General features: G+C 73.6%; 10 protein-coding genes. 3 read left to right on the forward strand and 7 right to left on the reverse strand.

Annotation, left to right across the window (positions count from 1 at the left end; all coding sequences use genetic code 11):
• Window positions 1–12: 12 nt before the first annotated feature.
• Together ACLQ2R_RS14345 and ACLQ2R_RS14350 are read right to left on the reverse strand one after the other, a co-directional pair.
• Window positions 13–1,020: an ABC transporter permease gene (locus ACLQ2R_RS14345; protein ID WP_425959970.1), complete on the reverse strand. Its 1,008-nt coding sequence runs from the start codon at window positions 1,018–1,020 to the stop codon at window positions 13–15.
• A gap of 34 nt (window positions 1,021–1,054) precedes the next feature.
• Window positions 1,055–3,775: an alpha/beta fold hydrolase gene (locus ACLQ2R_RS14350; protein WP_425959971.1), complete on the reverse strand. Its 2,721-nt coding sequence runs from the start codon at window positions 3,773–3,775 to the stop codon at window positions 1,055–1,057.
• Window positions 3,776–4,018: 243 nt separating this feature from the next.
• On the opposite strand from ACLQ2R_RS14350, the gene ACLQ2R_RS14355 reads away from it, so the two are divergent.
• On the forward strand, window positions 4,019–5,179 hold the full coding sequence (locus ACLQ2R_RS14355) for a hypothetical protein (RefSeq protein WP_425959972.1): 1,161 nt from the start codon (window positions 4,019–4,021) through the stop codon (window positions 5,177–5,179).
• Here ACLQ2R_RS14355 and ACLQ2R_RS14360 read toward each other — a convergent pair.
• The 5 genes from ACLQ2R_RS14360 to ACLQ2R_RS14380 form a co-directional block, all read right to left on the reverse strand.
• A complete protein-coding gene (locus tag ACLQ2R_RS14360) occupies window positions 5,137–6,171 on the reverse strand; it encodes a CopD family protein (protein WP_425959973.1) in 1,035 nt (344 codons plus the stop codon). The two genes, ACLQ2R_RS14355 and ACLQ2R_RS14360, sit on opposite strands and share 43 nt — an antisense overlap.
• Window positions 6,168–6,752, reverse strand: coding sequence for a copper resistance CopC family protein (locus ACLQ2R_RS14365; protein WP_425959974.1), 585 nt, complete (start codon window positions 6,750–6,752; stop codon window positions 6,168–6,170). The genes ACLQ2R_RS14360 and ACLQ2R_RS14365 overlap by 4 nt, the downstream gene beginning before the upstream one ends.
• Window positions 6,753–6,918: 166 nt before the next feature.
• Window positions 6,919–8,190, reverse strand: coding sequence for a 2-oxo acid dehydrogenase subunit E2 (locus ACLQ2R_RS14370; protein ID WP_425959975.1), 1,272 nt, complete (start codon window positions 8,188–8,190; stop codon window positions 6,919–6,921).
• Window positions 8,187–9,209 (reverse strand): alpha-ketoacid dehydrogenase subunit beta, encoded by a 1,023-nt coding sequence (locus ACLQ2R_RS14375; protein ID WP_425959976.1) that lies wholly within the window; start codon window positions 9,207–9,209, stop codon window positions 8,187–8,189. The genes ACLQ2R_RS14370 and ACLQ2R_RS14375 overlap by 4 nt, the downstream gene beginning before the upstream one ends.
• Complete coding sequence (locus ACLQ2R_RS14380) at window positions 9,206–10,135, reverse strand: thiamine pyrophosphate-dependent dehydrogenase E1 component subunit alpha (RefSeq protein ID WP_425959977.1); 930 nt, start codon at window positions 10,133–10,135, stop codon at window positions 9,206–9,208. The genes ACLQ2R_RS14375 and ACLQ2R_RS14380 overlap by 4 nt, the downstream gene beginning before the upstream one ends.
• Window positions 10,136–10,642: 507 nt before the next feature.
• Here ACLQ2R_RS14380 and ACLQ2R_RS14385 point away from each other — a divergent pair.
• Both ACLQ2R_RS14385 and ACLQ2R_RS14390 read left to right on the forward strand, forming a co-directional pair.
• Window positions 10,643–16,432, forward strand: coding sequence for an amino acid adenylation domain-containing protein (locus tag ACLQ2R_RS14385; protein WP_425959978.1), 5,790 nt, complete (start codon window positions 10,643–10,645; stop codon window positions 16,430–16,432).
• Window positions 16,429–16,677, forward strand: coding sequence for an acyl carrier protein (locus ACLQ2R_RS14390; protein ID WP_386248320.1), 249 nt, complete (start codon window positions 16,429–16,431; stop codon window positions 16,675–16,677). Before ACLQ2R_RS14385 ends, ACLQ2R_RS14390 begins: the two co-directional genes overlap by 4 nt.
• The last annotated feature ends 58 nt before the right edge of the window (window positions 16,678–16,735 follow it).

The raw sequence follows: 16,735 nt of genomic DNA on the forward strand, positions 1-16,735 counted from the left end.
CGGCGGGGACCGTCAGGAGACGACGTCCTTGGCGCGGAAGCGGCGGAAGGCGAAGGCGATCAGGATCACCGAGTAGGTGACCGAGACGGCCACCCCCTTGAGCATGCCGTCGTACTGGGGTTGCGGGGCCAGGGCGTCCAGCCACGCCGTGTTCCAGAACGTCGGCAGGAACTCCCTGAGCGCGCCGAGCTCCTCGACCGCCTGCAGGATGTTGCTGACGATCACCAGGCCGACCGCCCCGCCGACCGCCCCCAGCGGGGCGTCGGTGCCGACGGAGAGCAGGAAGGCCAGGGAGGCGACCACGAGCTGGCTGACCATGGCGTAGCCGACCACCACCGCGAACCGGGGCAGCATGTCCAGGGCGGCGATCGTCTCGCCGGTCCCGGGCACCCGGACGTCGTTCCAGCCGAAGGCGAGGGTCCCGGCCAGCAGCGCCGTCACCGGCACGCAGATCACCGCCGCCGCCGAGTAGCCCAGCGCGACGATCAGCTTCTGGCGCAGCAGCCGGTCCCGGGGGATCGGGGCGGCCAGCAGGTAGCGCAGCGACGACCAGCTCGCCTCGACGGACACGGTGTCGCCGCAGAACAGCGCCACCGCGACGACCAGCAGGAAGGTCGCCGAGACCGACAGGGCGAACGCCGCGAAGTTCAGCCCGCCCTCGGTGGCCAGGTCGGAGATGCGCAGCGCGGCACCGGGCTGGCCGGACCCGGCGCCGAACGTGAAGGCGATCACCAGGATCCACGGCAGCGCGAGCAGCAGTCCGAACATCACCAGCGTGCGGCGCCGCTTGAACTGGCGGACGACCTCCACGGCGAGCGGCAGCGTGCGCCCCGGGGCATACCCGCGCGCCGCACCGGTCGGGGCCGCGTCCGTCACGGTGGTGCCCGCCGGGGTCGCACCCGCCGGGACCGTGCCGTTCGGAGGCGTGCCGTTCGGAGGCGTGCCGGCCGGGGCCGTGCCCGCGGGGGTCGCGCCGGTCCGGCCCGGTACGGGGGCGGATGCGGGGGAGACGTCGCTCACGCTTTCTCTCCGATCAGGTCCAGGAAGACGTCGCTCACGCTTTCTCTCCGATCAGGTCCAGGAAGACGTCCTCCAGGCGGGTGCCCGAGCCGTCGACGGGCGCGCGGCTGTCCAGCAGCTCGCTCACCGTCCCGGCCGTGACCAGGCGCCCGCGGTGCATGACGACCACGTGGCTGCACGACTGCTCCACCTCGGCGAGCAGGTGGCTGGAGACGATGACGGTACGGCCCCCCTGGGCGTAGCGGATCAGCACCTCGCGCATCTCCCGGATCTGGGGCGGGTCCAGGCCGTTGGTGGGCTCGTCCAGGACGAGCAGGTCGGGCAGGCCGAGCATGGCCTGCGCGATGGCCAGGCGCTGGCGCATGCCCTGGGAGTAGGTGCGCACGGCACGGTCCAGCGCCTTGCCGAGCCCGGCGATCTCCAGCGCCTCGGCGAACCGGGCGTCCTCGGCCGGCCTGCCGGTGGCCTTCCAGTACAGCTCCAGGTTGTCGCGCCCGTTGAGGTGCGGCAGGAAGCCCGGCCCCTCGACGAACGAGCCGAGCCGCGACAGCACCGGCGCGCCGGGCGCCACCCGGTGACCGAAGATCCGCACCTCGCCGCCGTCGGGCCGGATCAGGCCCATCAGCATGCGCAGCGTGGTGGTCTTGCCCGCCCCGTTGGGACCGAGCAGGCCCAGCACCTGGCCCTGCTCGACGGTGAACGACAGGTCGTTCACCGCGAGCTCGCCGTTGCGGTACGCCTTGGTCAGGCCGCTGATCCGCAATGGCACGGAGGCCAGCTCGGGATCGTGCTCGTCGGCGGCGCGGCGGCGCCCGGCCAGCAACAGGATCGTCGCGACGACCAGGGCGGCCGGCGGCAGCGCCCAGATCCACCAGGCGGGGCCGGAGGAGGGGGTGCGCAGCGCGGTGTGGGTGGGAACGGTCACCGAGGGGGAGACCAGGCCCACCGTGTGAACGGCCGGGGCCGCGGGGGTGCTGTAGCCCAGGTCGGTGGTGGTGAACGCGACCCGCAGCCGGTGCCCCACGTCGAACCCGTGGTCGATGGCGGGCAGCGTCACCGTGGCCTCGCCGGAGCCGTCCGCGCCGAGCGTGATCCTCACCGGCGCGGCGAGCCCCTCGGGCAGGATCGGCGCCTGGGTGGCGCCCGCGACGTCGTAGAGCTTGGCGAACAGCGTCACCTCACCCCCGGCCCCGTTGCCGGTGTTCCCGGTGTTCCCGGCTCCGGTCGTCGCGTCGCCGGGGGAGCCCGGCGACGAATCGGGCGACGGATCGGGCGGGGAGCCTGGCGGGGAGGTCACCCGTACGCGGACCGTCGAGCTGCCGGTCACCTGGAGCGGGGCCGTCAGCGGGGCGGAGTCGAAGGTGGCGCTCTGCCCGGCCATGTCGGCCGAGATGCTCACCGCGCCGCCGAGGGCGCCGAAACCGGGCACCGCGGAGATCGAGGCGGGGGAGCCGCCCGGCGGGTTGGCCACCGGCTGGTCGGGGCCGGTGAGCGGCACCGAGACCCGGTCGCTGCCCGACAGCCCCGGGTAGTCGCGGGCGACGGCGTGCAGCTGCACCGGGCGGCGGGTGCCGGGGTCGCGCCCGCCGTCGCGGGTCACGGTGAAGGCGCCCCGCTCGCCGCCGTCCTGACCGGCACCGGTCTTCCTCAGGTGGCGGTCGAACCAGCCGAGCGTCCTGTCGTGCAGCCAGTCGACCTCGCCGTTGCCTCCGTCGTGCCCGCCGTCGAACCAGGCGACCTCCACCGGGGCGCCGGTCGCGGCGACGGCCCTGGCGTTGGCGTCGGCCTGGCCGAGCGTGAACAGCGAGTCGCGCCGCCCCTGCAGCAGCAGCGTCGGGATCCTGATCCTCCCGGCCACCGAGACCGGGCTCGACCTGCGGAGCGTCTCCACGGCCTCGGGCGTCGCCCGGCCGCTCTCCGCGATCCCCTGGTACATCTCACAGATCTCCGGCAGGAAACGGCCGCACCGCACCTCCTGCGCGGTGAGCGGCCTGGTCGTCCCGGGGCGTGCAGCACCGCCGCCGCCGCCGTCGTCGCTGTCGCTGTCGCTGTCGTCACCGCCGTCGGTGGCGCCGCTCCCGCCGCCGAGGGCGGCCAGGCCGCCGGGGCCGGCCGAGGGGCCGCCCCGGCTGAAGAACAGCCCGGCCCACATGCGCTTGAACACCCCGCTCCCGGGGCCCTGGCCGGTGGCGTTCGGGAAGAGCGCGTCGGCCAGGTCGTACCAGGTGATCTGCGGGACGATCGCGTCGATCCTGGGGTCGTGGGCGGCGGCCATCAGCGCGATGGCGCCGCCGTAGGAGCCGCCGGCGATGCCCACCCGGGGGTCGCCCGCCGCGTCCAGCCGGACCTCGGGCCGCTTCGCGACCCAGTCGACGAGCTGGCGCACGTCCTTGACCTCGTAGTCGGGGGAGTTGAGCGCGATCTCCCCCGAGGAGCGCCCGAAGCCCCGGGCCGACCAGGTCAGCACCGCGTAACCGTCCTGCGCCAGCCGCAGGGCGGACTGCCTGACGCTCTGCTTGCTGCCGCCGAAGCCGTGCGCGAGCAGCACCACCGGGGCCCGGCCGCCCCCGGCCGGGGGGAAGAAGCTCGTGTCCAGCGTGACGCGCCGGTCGTCGCGCGGCCCGTCCACCACGGTGATCATCTGGTTCTGCGCCCGCACCTGCGGCGCGGACGGCCACACCAGCCAGGTCACGACACCGACCGCCAGCACGGCGACCACCGCGACCCAGACGGCCCGCCTTCCCCCACGTCTCATGACGTGAGCCTACTGACCGCGTCCAACTTTCCCCTGAGACCGTTCTCAGGTTCGTCGTACTGGTCCGCATAGGTTTGTGCTGCTCATTGGCTATATGTGCCCGTCTGAGGTGGTCTGGAGCGGTGTTGCCGCGGTCCTCGGCGCCGTGGACCGCCCGTCGTGGGCGGAGAGGAGACGCTCGCCCCGATGCCTCAGGGTTCTCCCCGATTGCGGAGCACGGCGCAGGGGGGCATCATTTCGCGCGTGAAGCCAGTAGAGAGCCTCCGAAGAAGAGCGACCCCCGTCATCGAATGGGCGCTGCCGTACTGGACACGGGGGAAGGCGGGCAGGGAGACCCCCGAGGACCTGTTCCGGCTCCTCTACCTCGGCTGGCTGGTGGCGTTCTCCTTCAAGGTGCTCGGCGCCTCCTGGGACGTCTCCTGGCACTTCAAGTGGCTCCGCGACGACCTGGCCCCGCCGCACCTGCTCAACAGCGTCGGCACCGCCGTCGCGCTCGCGCTCACGATCATCCACCTCTACACCGGGTACGGCGTCGACAGGCTCGCGCAGCGCCTGATCGCCTGGGGCACCGGGATCTTCCTGCTCGCCGTGCCGCTGGACCTGATCAACCACCGCGTCAACGGGCTCGACATCACCTCGTGGAGCCCGTCCCACCTGATGCTCTACATCGGCACGCTCTTCATGATCTGCGGCGTCATCAGGGGCTGGTTCGTCCGGGCGGTTCCCGGGCGGACGCGCACGCTCGTCCTGGGCGGGCTCTTCGTGTTCCTCTTCGAGAACGTCTGGTTCCCCGAACAGCACCAGGAGTACGGCGTCTACGGCCTCGCGGCCTGGGACCGGGGCACGCCCGAGGCCGAACCGATCCTGATCAGGTTCGCCGCCGACCAGATCGGCCTGCCGGTGGACGACAGGGCGGTGGCGCTGCACTTCACGCTGCCCGTGCCCGACGCGCTCTACCCGCTCTACGCGGCGATGGCCGCCCTGCTGGTGGCCGTCTACGCCCGCGCGATGATCGGCCGGATGTTCTCCGCCACCGCCGTGATCGGCGCCTACGTCGCCTTCCGCATGCTGATCTGGCCCCTGCTGGCCGCCGCCGGCTTCCCGCGCTCGGCCGTGCCGGTCTTCCTGATCGCCGGAGCGCTCGCCGTCGACCTGGCGTTCCTGATCAGGATGCCGGTCGTCAGGGCACTGGTCGGCTCGCTGGGCGCGGTCGTCCTCGTCGACCAGGCGCTGCGCCTGCAGAACGCGGCGTTCATGTCACCGCCGCTGGTCCCGCCCATGACCATGCTGATCGGGGGGGCGGGGCTGGCCGTGCTCTGGCTGGCGGCCGAGTGGTCGTTCGACCGCCACACCCTGCGGGCTCAGGACAGGGAGGCCGTGGTCAGCGCCACCGCGACCCCGTAGGCCAGTCCCATCACGACGAGCTCGGCCGCCGCCCACCCGGCGACCGCCGTCGCCCGTCCCCGCGCGACGTGCGGCATCAGGCGGAAGCGGATGTGGGCGGCGAGCGGGATCAGCAGCGCCACGCAGGCGGCCTTGGCCACCAGCAGCGGCCCGTACTCGCCGCTCAGCAGCGCCCCGGGCAGCTCCACCCCGGGCGTGAGGGCCATCGTGGCCAGGCCGTTCACCACCCCGGACACGCCCACCACCACCAGCGCCAGCGTCGCCAGCCGGGAGAACGCCGGCAGCACCCGCGCCAGCAGAGCGCGGTCCGAGGCGACCAGCGCGGCGACCGCGACCAGCCCGCCGGTCCACGCCGCCGAGCCCATCACGTGCAGCTCCATCGAGATCATGATGGGGTCGTGCCAGACCGAGTCGACCGCGTGGCCGGTCACCGGGATCGGCAGCAGGCCGAAGAAGGCGACCACGATGCGCAGCTCGGCCGGGACCTTCTCGCCGTAGCGGACGGCCAGCAGCCCGACCGCGGCGGCCGACAGCGCGCAGGCCGCGCTGAAGAGCATGCCCTGACCGGCGCCGACGCCGCCGACGTACTCCGCGATCATTCCCGGAGTGGGCAGCCGGCCGGGGGTGAGCTCGGCCGTCTGGAACACGATGACGACCAGCGCCAGCAGCGCCCACGCCCACGCGAAGGTCACGGCCATCGGCCGCGCCCGGCGCATCACCGGCTCGGTCCGCTCCGGGTCGTCGAACCCGAGCAGCTTCGGCAGCAGGCTCAGCCCGACCACCGCCACGGCCGCCAGGTCCAGCAGCACCCGCAGCACCGGCAGGCCGTACTCCACCAGCGGTCCGGGCACGGCGATGCCCGGCACCGCCTCCTGGGCGGTGAGGGCCGTCGCGGCCAGTACGGCCACGACGGCACCCGACACCAGCCCGCCGGCCAGCAGCCTCCTGGTCGTGGCGCTCTCGCGCGGGACCGGTTCGGCGGTCACGGTCATCGGGTGCCTTCCTGCTCCCTGGTACGGCGCATCGCCACCACGGTGGCCCCGCCCAGCAGCACGATGGAGCCGGCGATCCACAGCACGGCCATCCCGGCCCCGCCGTTCTGCGACGCCTCGGCGGCCTGGGCGCCCAGGCCCAGCTCCTGGGCCTGGGGTGCGGCGGCGGCGGCGGAGGCCGCCGGGGCGGCGGACGCGGGCCCGGCGGCTCCGGGGCCCGGCGCGGTCAGGGTGAAGGTGATCTTGCTGGAGACGGGGTGGCCGTCGGAGGAGAGGATCCGGTAGCCGACCACGTACGTCCCGGCGGGACCGAGCGGCCTGACGCCGACGCTGACCCGCGCGCCGTCGACGACGGTCCTGCCGTCCTCCCAGCGGGTGCCGTCCGGGCCGGTCACGCTGATCTGCGCGTACCCCTGCCGGGCCGGCTGGTCGAAGACGAGCGTGATCCTCGCGGGGCCGTCCGCCAGCGCGGCCCCGTCCTTGGGGTCGCTGCCGATCAGCACGTTGTGGGCCTGCGCCGGGGTGACCGCGCCGAGCGACGCGGTGACCACGAGGAGCAGGACCGTGAGTAACCGCCTCACCGGTCGTGGCCTTCCGTTGGGTTCGTCATTACCCGGCCATGCTCCCATCCCCGGCGGCCGCGGGGCGCGCTCGCGCGGGGGACGACGTCAGGACCGGCCTGGCGAACGGGAGGGCCCCGGGACGGGCCTTGACGGGGAGGGACCGGCCGGGGCCGTTCCCTCCCCGTCACTCCGCCGGGGGGACCGGCTTCTCCATGGCCGTCCTGAGCGCGCCGAGGAACGCGGCGGCGTCGCGGCCGTTGACGTAGCGGTGGTCGTAGGAGAGGCCGAGGGAGATCACCCTGCGGGTGACGAAGGCGCCGTCGCGGGCCTGGACCGTCTCGGGGCGGGGAGAGGTGAGCGAGAGCGCGCAGATGTGGCCGGGAAAGACGATCGGGACGGCCATGGTGATCGAGGCGTCGGTGTGCAGGGTCACCATGATGTTGCTGTCCCGCAGGTCCTGCTCCCTGAACGACCCCTTCAGCGCGATGCCGCGGAAGCGGGTCAGGTCGCGGGCGATCTCGTCGAGCGGGCGCCGCCCGGCGTCGCGCACCACCGGCACGTACATGCCGTTGCCGACGTCGACGGTCACGCCCACCTCCGCCGTCGTGGCGCGCCGGGCCCGGCGGCCGTCGAGGGGGGTGGCGAAGAAGAGCGGGAAGTCCTCCAGCAGCCGCCCGGTCGCCTGGACGAGCAGTTCGGGCAGGCCGATCAGGGCGCGCAGCCGCTTGGTCTCGGCGCGGGTGAACGGCAGCGCGTCGGTCACGTCGACCCGCATCGCGGTGAAGGAGGCGGGGATCTCCCGGTGCGAGCGCTCGACCACCTCGGCCGTCCGCCGCTGCGCCCTGGACGGCTCGATCAGGTCCGCCTCCCCGGCGCCCGGATCCGCGGTGATCAAGCCCGCGACGGCCGTGACGTCCACGCCCGCGACGTCCGTGCCCGCCGCGACCGTGCCCGCCGTGCGCGTGCTCCCGGTGTGCGCGTCGACGGCGGTGTCCGCGCCGCCCCCGCGTGCGCGGACACCGTCCGGTCCCGTCCCTGAGGAGGAGGGGACGAGCGGTTCCAGGTCGGCCCGGCGGATCACCTTCCTGCCCAGGGCGCGCACCTGCTCCATGGAGATGCCGGACTCCTCCATGAACCGCCGGGCAGGTTCGGTGACGACGGGCTCCCCCCGACCGGCGCCCGGCGCGGCGGGCCCGGCCGCCGCGTCCGCCCCGGGGTCCTCGCCCTCGGCCAGCAGGGTGGCGATCACCTGGCCCGGTTCGCACTCGGCGCCCGCCGCCAGCAGGTGCCGGACGACCCCGTCCAGCTCGGCGGTCAGCTCCTCGACCGCCTTGGAGGTCTCCAGCTCGACGAGCGGCTCCCCGGCGCGCACGGCCTGCCCGTCCTTCGCCACCCACTCCACCAGCACGTACGTGGCGTCGTTGTTGTTGAGCTTGGGCACCCGGACCTCGGTCACCGAAGGGCCTCCACGATCGCGTTCCGGATGTCACCGGCCTGGACGAGAACCTCGCGCTCCAGGTGGGGAGCGGCGGGGATGACGCTGTCGGCCGCGTTGAGCAGGCCGATGGGGCGGCGCAGGACGGGCCAGAGCCGGGGGTAGAGCACCCGCGAGACCTCCGCGCCCCAGGTGCCGCCCGCCGAGCCGTCCTCGACGACGAGCACGTGCCGGGCCCGCTCCAGACCGGCGAGCTCGGGCAGGGGGTAGAGCCGCGAGGGGATCAGCAGCTCGCAGGCCACGTCGTCCTCCAGCAGCAGGGCGCGCGCGGCCTCCAGCGCCCGGTGCGTCATGCCGCCGTGGGTGACGAGCACGCAGTCGGGCTCGGTCACCCCGTCCACGAAGACCCGGGCGACGCCGTCGCGCACCTCGTACGCGAACAGGTCGTCCACCACGCCGCCGGCGTACATCCGCCGGGTGTAGAGGACCTTGTCCTCGAACAGAAGGCAGGGCCGCTCCTGCGCGAACATCTCGGCGAACAGCGCCCCGGCGTCGTGGAACGGCGTCATCTCGAACAGCGACAGTCCCGGGACGCCGATGAAGTGCTTCTGCGGGCTCTGGCTGTGGGTGGGCCCGTACCCCCGGTTGCCGCCCGACGGGCAGCGCACGACCAGCGGGATCGGGACCGGCCTGCCGTACATGGAGGTGGACTTGGCGGCGAAGTTCACGAGCTGGTCGAAGGCGAGCGCGGCGAAGTCGGCGAACATGATCTCGACGATCGCCCGGTCCCCGGCCAGCGCCAGGCCCGCGCCGATGCCGGTGATGGCGCCCTCGCTGAGCGGGGTGGAGCGCACGCGCCGGCCGAAGCGGGTGGACAGGCCCCGGGTGACCTTGAAGGCGCCGCCGTAGGGGTCGGAGATGTCCTCGCCGAACAGGTGCACCCGGGGGTCGGTCTCCATCAGGTCGTGCAGGGCGCGGTTGAGGTGCTCGGAGACCCGCTCGTGCAGGGCGCGGTCGAGGCGCTCGGAGACCGGCGTCACCCGCGCTCCCACACCGACGGCGGCCGGGCCGCGACCTCGGCGGCGATCCGCGCGACGTTCTCGCGGGCCTGGGCGTCCAGCTGGGCGAAGGAGCCGGGGAGGTCGCGGGCGTAGCGGGCGTGCCAGTCGTGGGAGGCGGCCAGGGCGACCTCCTCGGGGGTCCTGCTGTCGTCGCCCTTGCTGTGCGGGCCGATCCGGTGGGTGACGAACTCGACGACCAGCGGTCCCGCCCCCGAGCGGGCCGCCTCGACCGGCGCGGCCAGCCCGGCGCGGATCTCGCCGACCTCGGTGGAGGTCACCCGGTGGTACGGGACGTCGAACGCGGCGGCGCGGGCCGCCACGCTCCCGGCCATCTGCTCCCGCGTCGGGGTGGACTGCGCGATGCCGTTGTTCTCCACGACGACCAGCAGCGGGACCCGCCAGAGCCGGGCCATGTTGAGCGCCTCGTAGACCGAGCCCTCGCCCCAGGTGCCGTCGCCGACGTACACGCAGGAGAGCGCGCCCGTCCCGGCGAGTTTCAGCGCCACGCCCACCGCGACCGGCAGGCTCTCGCCCTGGACGCCGGTGGACAGGAAGCGGCGGTGGTAGACGTGCTGGCTGCCGCCCACCCCCGCGCAGAGCGCGCCCTCGCGGCCCATGATCTCGGCGAGCAGCGCGTGCGGCTCGGCGTAGCGGGCCAGGAAGTGGCCGTGACCGCGATGGTTGCTGAGGACGAAGTCCTCCTCGCGGAGCAGCGGGGCGAGGGCGACGGGGATGTACTCCTGGCCCAGGCAGGTGTGGGTGGTGCCGCTCAGCTCGCCCGTCTCGAAGAGCCTGAGCAGGGTCAGCTCGAAATGGCGGATCAACAGGAGGAGCTCCAGGTCCTCCTGCGCCGGCGAGGGCGACGGTCTCCGCAGGTCATGGGGTGTCGAAATGGTGGCGACCACGTGTGCTCCTGGCATCGGGAGTGAGGGAACACGCTCGGCCGGGCGCGAGAGGACGGCATGGGAGCGCTCCCATAGGGGAGGGTAAGAGGCGGGGATGTGAGAGTCAATGACTGGGAAGATGACAGAAAATCAGGAAACCTAAAAAGTCGGATTTATCTACGTAAGGCCCCTAACAGCCTGTCTATTAGGCTTTATTGGTCTCGAAAACGCTCCTGAAACCTTGACGAATTTGGCGTGTCATCCCTAGCCTCCTCCGTGGGAGCGTTCCCACGCAGCCGTGCCAGCACGGTGGACGACGCGCTCAGGGGGGCGGTCCTCGTCCCGCTCGTGTGCCCGCGTCGCCCCGCGGCGGAGAACATCCGCGCCGATCATCACCGCCACCGGACCGGCCCGTCCCTCTCTCGGACGGGCCGGTCCGGCCGGCCACCATGGGACCGCCCGCTCGGGCGGCCCCGTTCTCCACCGCGAGGGGGCTCCGGTGGTTCCCCTCGCCAGCACGGAGGTGTCGTGACGCGAACCGGCCTCTCACCGGCCAAGAAAGCTCTGCTCGCCCAGCGTCTGGGCGGTCGCGTCGTCGCGGCGTCGATCCCGCCGCGCCCGGCGGGCATGCCGCCGCCGCTCTCGGCGGCGCAGGAGCGCCTGTGGTTCCTGGAGCAGTACGCCCCCGGCACCTGCGCCTACACCGTGGCCTTCGCCGCCACCCTGGAGGGGGAGATCGACGAGGCGGCGCTCGGCCGCGCCCTGACCGAGGTGGCGCTGCGCCACGAGAGCCTGCGCAGCCGCCTGGTCACCACCGACGAGGGCGGCCCCGCGATCGTCGTGGACGACCTGCTCACGGCGGACGACGCGCCCCCCGAGGACGGCGCGTTCGCGACGGCCGGCGCGCCCCCGGCAGGGCCGCGGATCGAGCTGCGGGTCACCGACGACCCCGCCGAGATCGACGCCGAGACCGCCAGGCCGTTCGACCTGGCCGCCGGCCCGCTCCTGCGGGCGCTGCTGGTGCGGCGCGGACCGGCCGAGCACGTACTGCTGCTCACGATGCACCACGCGGTCACCGACGGCTGGTCGTGCGACATCGTCATGGAGGAACTGCTCACCCTGCACGCCGCGTACCGCGAGGGCCGCGAGGCGGACCTGCCGGCGGTGCGGGTGCGCTACGGCGACTACGCGCACTGGCAGCGGGGGCGCGACCACGCCGGCGACGTCGCCTACTGGCGGCGGCGCCTGGACGGGCTGGCCCCGCTGGAGCTGCCCACCGACCACCCCCGCCCGGCCGAGCAGGGCTGGCGGGGAGCCGCCCGCGGCGTGACGCTCGACCCCGCCCTCACCGAGGCCGTCACCGCCCTCGGCCGCTCCCACGGCGCCACCCCGTACATGACGCTGCTGGCCGCCTTCGAGGTGCTGCTCTGGCGCTACTCGGGACAGCGCGACTTCGCCGTCGGCTCGCCCGTCTCCGGCCGGGACCTGCCCGAGCTGGAACGGGTCGTCGGGGTGTTCGTCAACTCGCTGCCCATGCGCGCCGACCTGTCCGGCGACCCCACGTTCACCGGGCTGCTGGAGCGGGTCAGGGAGACGGCGCTGGACGCCTACGCCCACCAGGACCTCCCCTTCGACCGCCTGGTCGGCGAGCTGGGCGTGGAACGGGACGTCGCCCGCACGCCGGTGTTCCAGGTGATGTTCGCCCTGCAGAACTACCGGTCCCGTCCGCTGGACACGCCGGGGCTGAGCATGACCCCGCTCCCGGTCACGGTCACGGCCAGCCGCTTCGACCTGGCCCTCTACCTGTTCGACACCCCCGAGGGGCTCGTCGGCCACTTCACCTACGGCACCGCGCTGTTCCGGCCCGACACGATCGAGCGGATGGCCGCCTGCTTCGAGCGGCTGCTGAGGTCCGTCGTCGCCGACCCGGACGCGCCGATCTCCGAGCTGGAGTTCCTGCCGCCGGACGAGCGCCGCCGGGTGCTGGCGCTGGGTGAGTCGGGGCCGGTGACGCCGCTGGGCCCCGGCCTGCTGCACGAGGCCGTGACCGGGCGGGCCCGGCTCGTCCCGGACGCCGTCGCGGTCGTCGCCGGCGAGGTCTCGCTGACCTACGCGGAGCTGGAACGGCGATCCGACCGGCTCGCCCGCCTGCTGCGGCGCCGGGGCGTGGGCGCCGGCGACCGGGTCGCCGTCCTGCTGGAGCAGTCGGCCGAGACGGCCGTCGCGGTGCTCGGCGTGCTCAAGGCCGGTGCCGCCTACCTGCCGCTGGACCCCGACCATCCCGCCGAGCGGCTCGCGTACGTGCTCTCCGACGCCGGCGCGCGGGCGGTCGTGACCACCGCCGAGCTCCGCGACCGCGCGCCGGGCGACCTGACCGTGGTCCTCGCCGCCGGTCCCGACGGGCGCGGGGGAGAGATCGACGGACCGGACGGGGACGGCGAGGGCCCCGTGGACAGCGGCGTCACCCCCGACGACCTGGCCTACGTCATCTACACCTCCGGGACCACCGGGCGGCCCAAGGGCGTTGCCGTTCAGCACCGGCAGGTCATGGTCTACCTCGCCGGGGTGGGGGAACGCCTGGAGATCGAACCCGGCGGCGTGTACGGGCTGCTGCAGTCCCTCGCGTTCGACTTCGGGGTCACGATCTTCTACCTGTGCCTGACGACGGGGGGCGCGCTGCACCTCGTCCCCTCCCGCACGGCCGGGCCCGAGCTGGCCGCCTACTTCCGCGAGCACGGCCTCGACTACCTCAAGATCACGCCGTCCCATCTGGCGGCGCTGCTCGCCGACGCGGGCCCCGACGAGCTGCTTCCCCGCAAGCTGCTGATCCTCGGCGGCGAGGCCGCGCCCCGGGCCTGGGCGGCCGGGCTCGCGGCGGCCGGGCGGTGCAGGGTGGTCAACCACTACGGCCCCACCGAGGCCACCGTCGGCGTCACCACCTACCCGGTCGACCCGGGAACCGCATCCTCCGGCGCGGTCGTGGCCGCGGACGGCGGCGGGGCGGTGGGGTCGGGAACGGTCCTGCCCATCGGCTCGCCCATGCCCGGTGCCACGGTGCGGGTGCTCGACGACGACCTGCGGCCCGTCCCGGCCGGAGTGCCCGGTGAGATCTTCCTCGGCGGCGACCGGCTCGCCCGCGGCTACCTGAACCGCCCCGGGCTCACCGCCGACCGCTTCCTGCCCGACCCGTACGGCGCCCCGGGCGCCCGGATGTACCGGACCGGGGACCTCGGCCGGTGGCTGCCCGGCGGGGAGCTGGAGTTCCTCGGCCGGCGCGACCTCCAGGTGAAGATCCGCGGCTACCGGGTGGAGCCGGGCGAGATCGAGGCGGTGCTCGCCGAGCACCCCGCGGTGGCGCACGCGGTCGTGGAACTGCGGGGCGAGCGGCTGGTCGCCTACCTGGTCGCCGTCGACGCGGCTCCGGCGAGCGCGGCTCCGGACGACGCGGCCTCGAACGGCGCGCTCGCGAACGGAGCGGCCTCGAACGGCACGGTTCCCGTCGCCACGGTTTCCGGCGACGCGGTCCCGGACGGCGCGGAGATGCGGTCCTGGCTCGCGGAGCGGCTCCCCGACTACATGGTCCCGGCGCGCTACCTCTGGCTGGAGGAGCTGCCGCTGAAGTCGCACGGCAAGGTCGACAGGTCCAGGCTCCCCGAGCCCGGCACCGAGGCGCCCGCCGCCGAGTTCGTAGCGCCGGCGACCCCCCTGGAGGAGACGATCGCCGCGATCTGGGCGGACGTCCTGGAGGTGGAACGGGTCGGCGCGCTCGACGACTTCTTCGACCTGGGAGGCCACTCGCTGCTCGCCATGCGGGTGATCGCCCGGTTGCGCAGGGAGGGGCCCGAACGGGTGCCGACCGTGCTGGAGCTGTTCAAGAACCGCACGGTCAGGGACCTGGCCCGGTTGCTGGAGAGCGGCGAGGAGGGCGCGGGCGGGTTGCTGCACCGGCTCACCCCGGCCAGGACGGCGGCGGCCACCATGGTCTGCGTCCCGTTCGGCGGCGGCAGCGCCGTCGTCTACCAGCCGCTGGCCGACGAGCTGCCCGCGGACTGGGCGCTGTACTCGGTCGCGGTCCCCGGGCACGAGCTCGGCGAGCGGGCCCGCCCCTTCGACGAGGTCGCCCGCGACTGCGCCGACGAGATCCTCGCCGGGATCAAGGGGCCGCTGATCCTGTACGGGCACTGCGGGCTCGGCGTCATGCTGGTCACCGAGATCGCCCGCCACCTGGAGGCGGCCGGCCGCCCGGTCGACGCCGTCTACCTCGGAGGGGTGTTCCCCTTCGCCCGACCCGGCAAGGGACTGGGCCGGCTCGGCCTCCTGATGGACCGCCTGACCAGCGACCAGGGCAGGATCAACGCCCTGGCCGCCGCCGGCCTGGACGTCGAGGAGTTCGAGCGCGACCAGCTCAAGCTGATCATCGAGAACCGCCGCAACGGCACCCGGACGGCCGAACGCTACTTCACCCGCCTGTTCGAGGAGGAGACCCGCCCCTTCCAGGCGCCGATCATCTCGGTGGTGGGGGAGCGGGACCCGGCGACCGAGTTCTACCAGGAGCGCTACCGCGAGTGGCGGCACCTGTCGGGCACCGCCGCCTGCGTGGTGCTCGACGAGGCCGGGCACTTCTTCGTGAAGTACCGCGCCCGCGAGCTGGCCGCCATCCTCACCGGCACCCACACGGCCATCGCGTCCGGGAGGACCGCGCCCCTGGAGCGCACCGAGGACTCCACCTGGTGGCTCCAGGGCGTCTCCGGCCCGTCCCCGGAAACGGGAACGCCGCCCGTTCCCGCGCTGTCGCTGGTGGCGGGGTCGTCCCTGGCCGCGGGACCGTCCTCGGTGGCGGGGGTGTCCCCGGTCGCGGAGGCGTCCCCGCCCCCCGCGCTGTCCCTGGTCCCCGGATCCCCCTCAGGGTCCGACGGACCCGGTACGGGAGCGGGAACGGCGGGCCCCCCGCCCGGCATGCGGCGGTTCCTGCTGGTCTCGGCCGGACAGCTCGTCTCGATCACCGGGTCGGCGCTGACCGAGTTCGCCATCCCCATCTGGATCTACCTGACCACCGGTTCGCTGGTGAGGTTCGCGCTCTTCGCCGTGCTCGGCCTGGTGCCGGGCATGCTGGTGGCGCCGCTCGCCGGGGCGATCGTGGACCGCTACGACCGGCGCAAGGTCATGCTCTGCGGCGACATCGGCGCCGGGAGCACGCAGCTCACGCTCGGCGTGCTGCTCTGGACCGGGAACCTGGAGATCTGGCACATCTACCCGCTGCTGGTCTGCCTGTCGATCGCGCTCACCTTCCAGCGGTTCGCGTACGGCTCGGCGATCCCGCAGCTCGTCCCCAAACGGTTCCTCGGGCACGCCAACGGCGTGGTGCAGATGGCCACCGGCACCGCGCAGCTCATCGTGCCGCTGATCGCGACCGGCCTGATGGCCACCATCGGGCTGGGGGGCATCCTCATCATCGACGTGGCCAGCTACGCGGTCGCCACGCTGGTCCTGCTCTTCGTCCGCTTCCCCACCGCCATGCCGTGGCGGCGCAGGGAGAGCGTCCTGACCGAGATGGCGAACGGCATCCGCTACTCCTGGGGCAACACCGGATTCCGCGGCATGCTCGTGTTCTTCGCGGTGCTGAACGTCTTCCTCTCCCCGCTGTTCCTGATGATCTCGCCGCTGGTGCTCTCGTTCGCCACGCTCGACGACGTCGGCGCGATCGCGTTCGCCGGAGGGCTCGGCGCCTTCCTCGGCGGCCTGTCCATGACGATCTGGGGAGGCCCCCGCAGACGCCGCCTGTACGGGGTGCTGCTGGCCACGCTCGCCCTCGCGGTGTTCTGCGTGCTCACCGGCCTGCAGCAGAACCTCGTCGTGATCGGGGCCGGGGCCTTCGGGATGTCGTTCTGCCTCACGATGCTCAACGGCGTCTACGCCACGATCATCCAGGTCAAGGTGCCGCAGCGCTTCCACGGCCGCGTCATCGCGCTCAACACGCTCGTCGCCTGGTCGACGCTGCCGATCGGCTTCGGCCTGGTGGCGCCGTACGGCAGCGCCGTGCTGGAGCCGCTGATGGCGCCGGGCGGGCCGCTCGCGAGCACGTTCGGCCTGGTGCTCGGCACCGGCGAGGGCCGGGGCATCGCCCTGATGTACGCGTGCTTCGGGCTGGCCATCGCCCTCATCGCGCTCGTCGCCATGCGGGTACGGGTCCTGGCCCGTTTCGACCTCGACGTCCCCGACGCGGTGCCCGACGACCTGGTCGGTTTCGAGACGCTGCAGAACCGGGCCCGCGCCAGAACCCGTGCGAAAGAGACGGAACAGGAAGAGGTCCGGACATGACCGACGCGCTGGCACTTAAGATCGCCGACATGATCTCCACTGCCTGCGACGGGCGGCCCACCGCGCAGGAGATTCTCGCGTCGGACGGCTCGCTGTCCGCGCTGGGCGTGACCTCACTGGGACTGCTCCGGCTCATCGACGCCGTGGAGGAGGAGTTCGACGTGCCCCTCGACCTGGACGGCGAGGCGGCCTACCTGGACAGCTTCCCGCTGCTGGTCGGCCACGTGGCCGCGAGGACGCCGTGACCCCCCCGGCGGACGCGACCGGCCCGGCGACCTCCGAGGCTTCGGCGACCTCCGGGAC

The organism is Streptosporangium sp. DT93 (genome assembly GCF_049844535.1).
Classification (GTDB): domain Bacteria; phylum Actinomycetota; class Actinomycetes; order Streptosporangiales; family Streptosporangiaceae; genus Streptosporangium.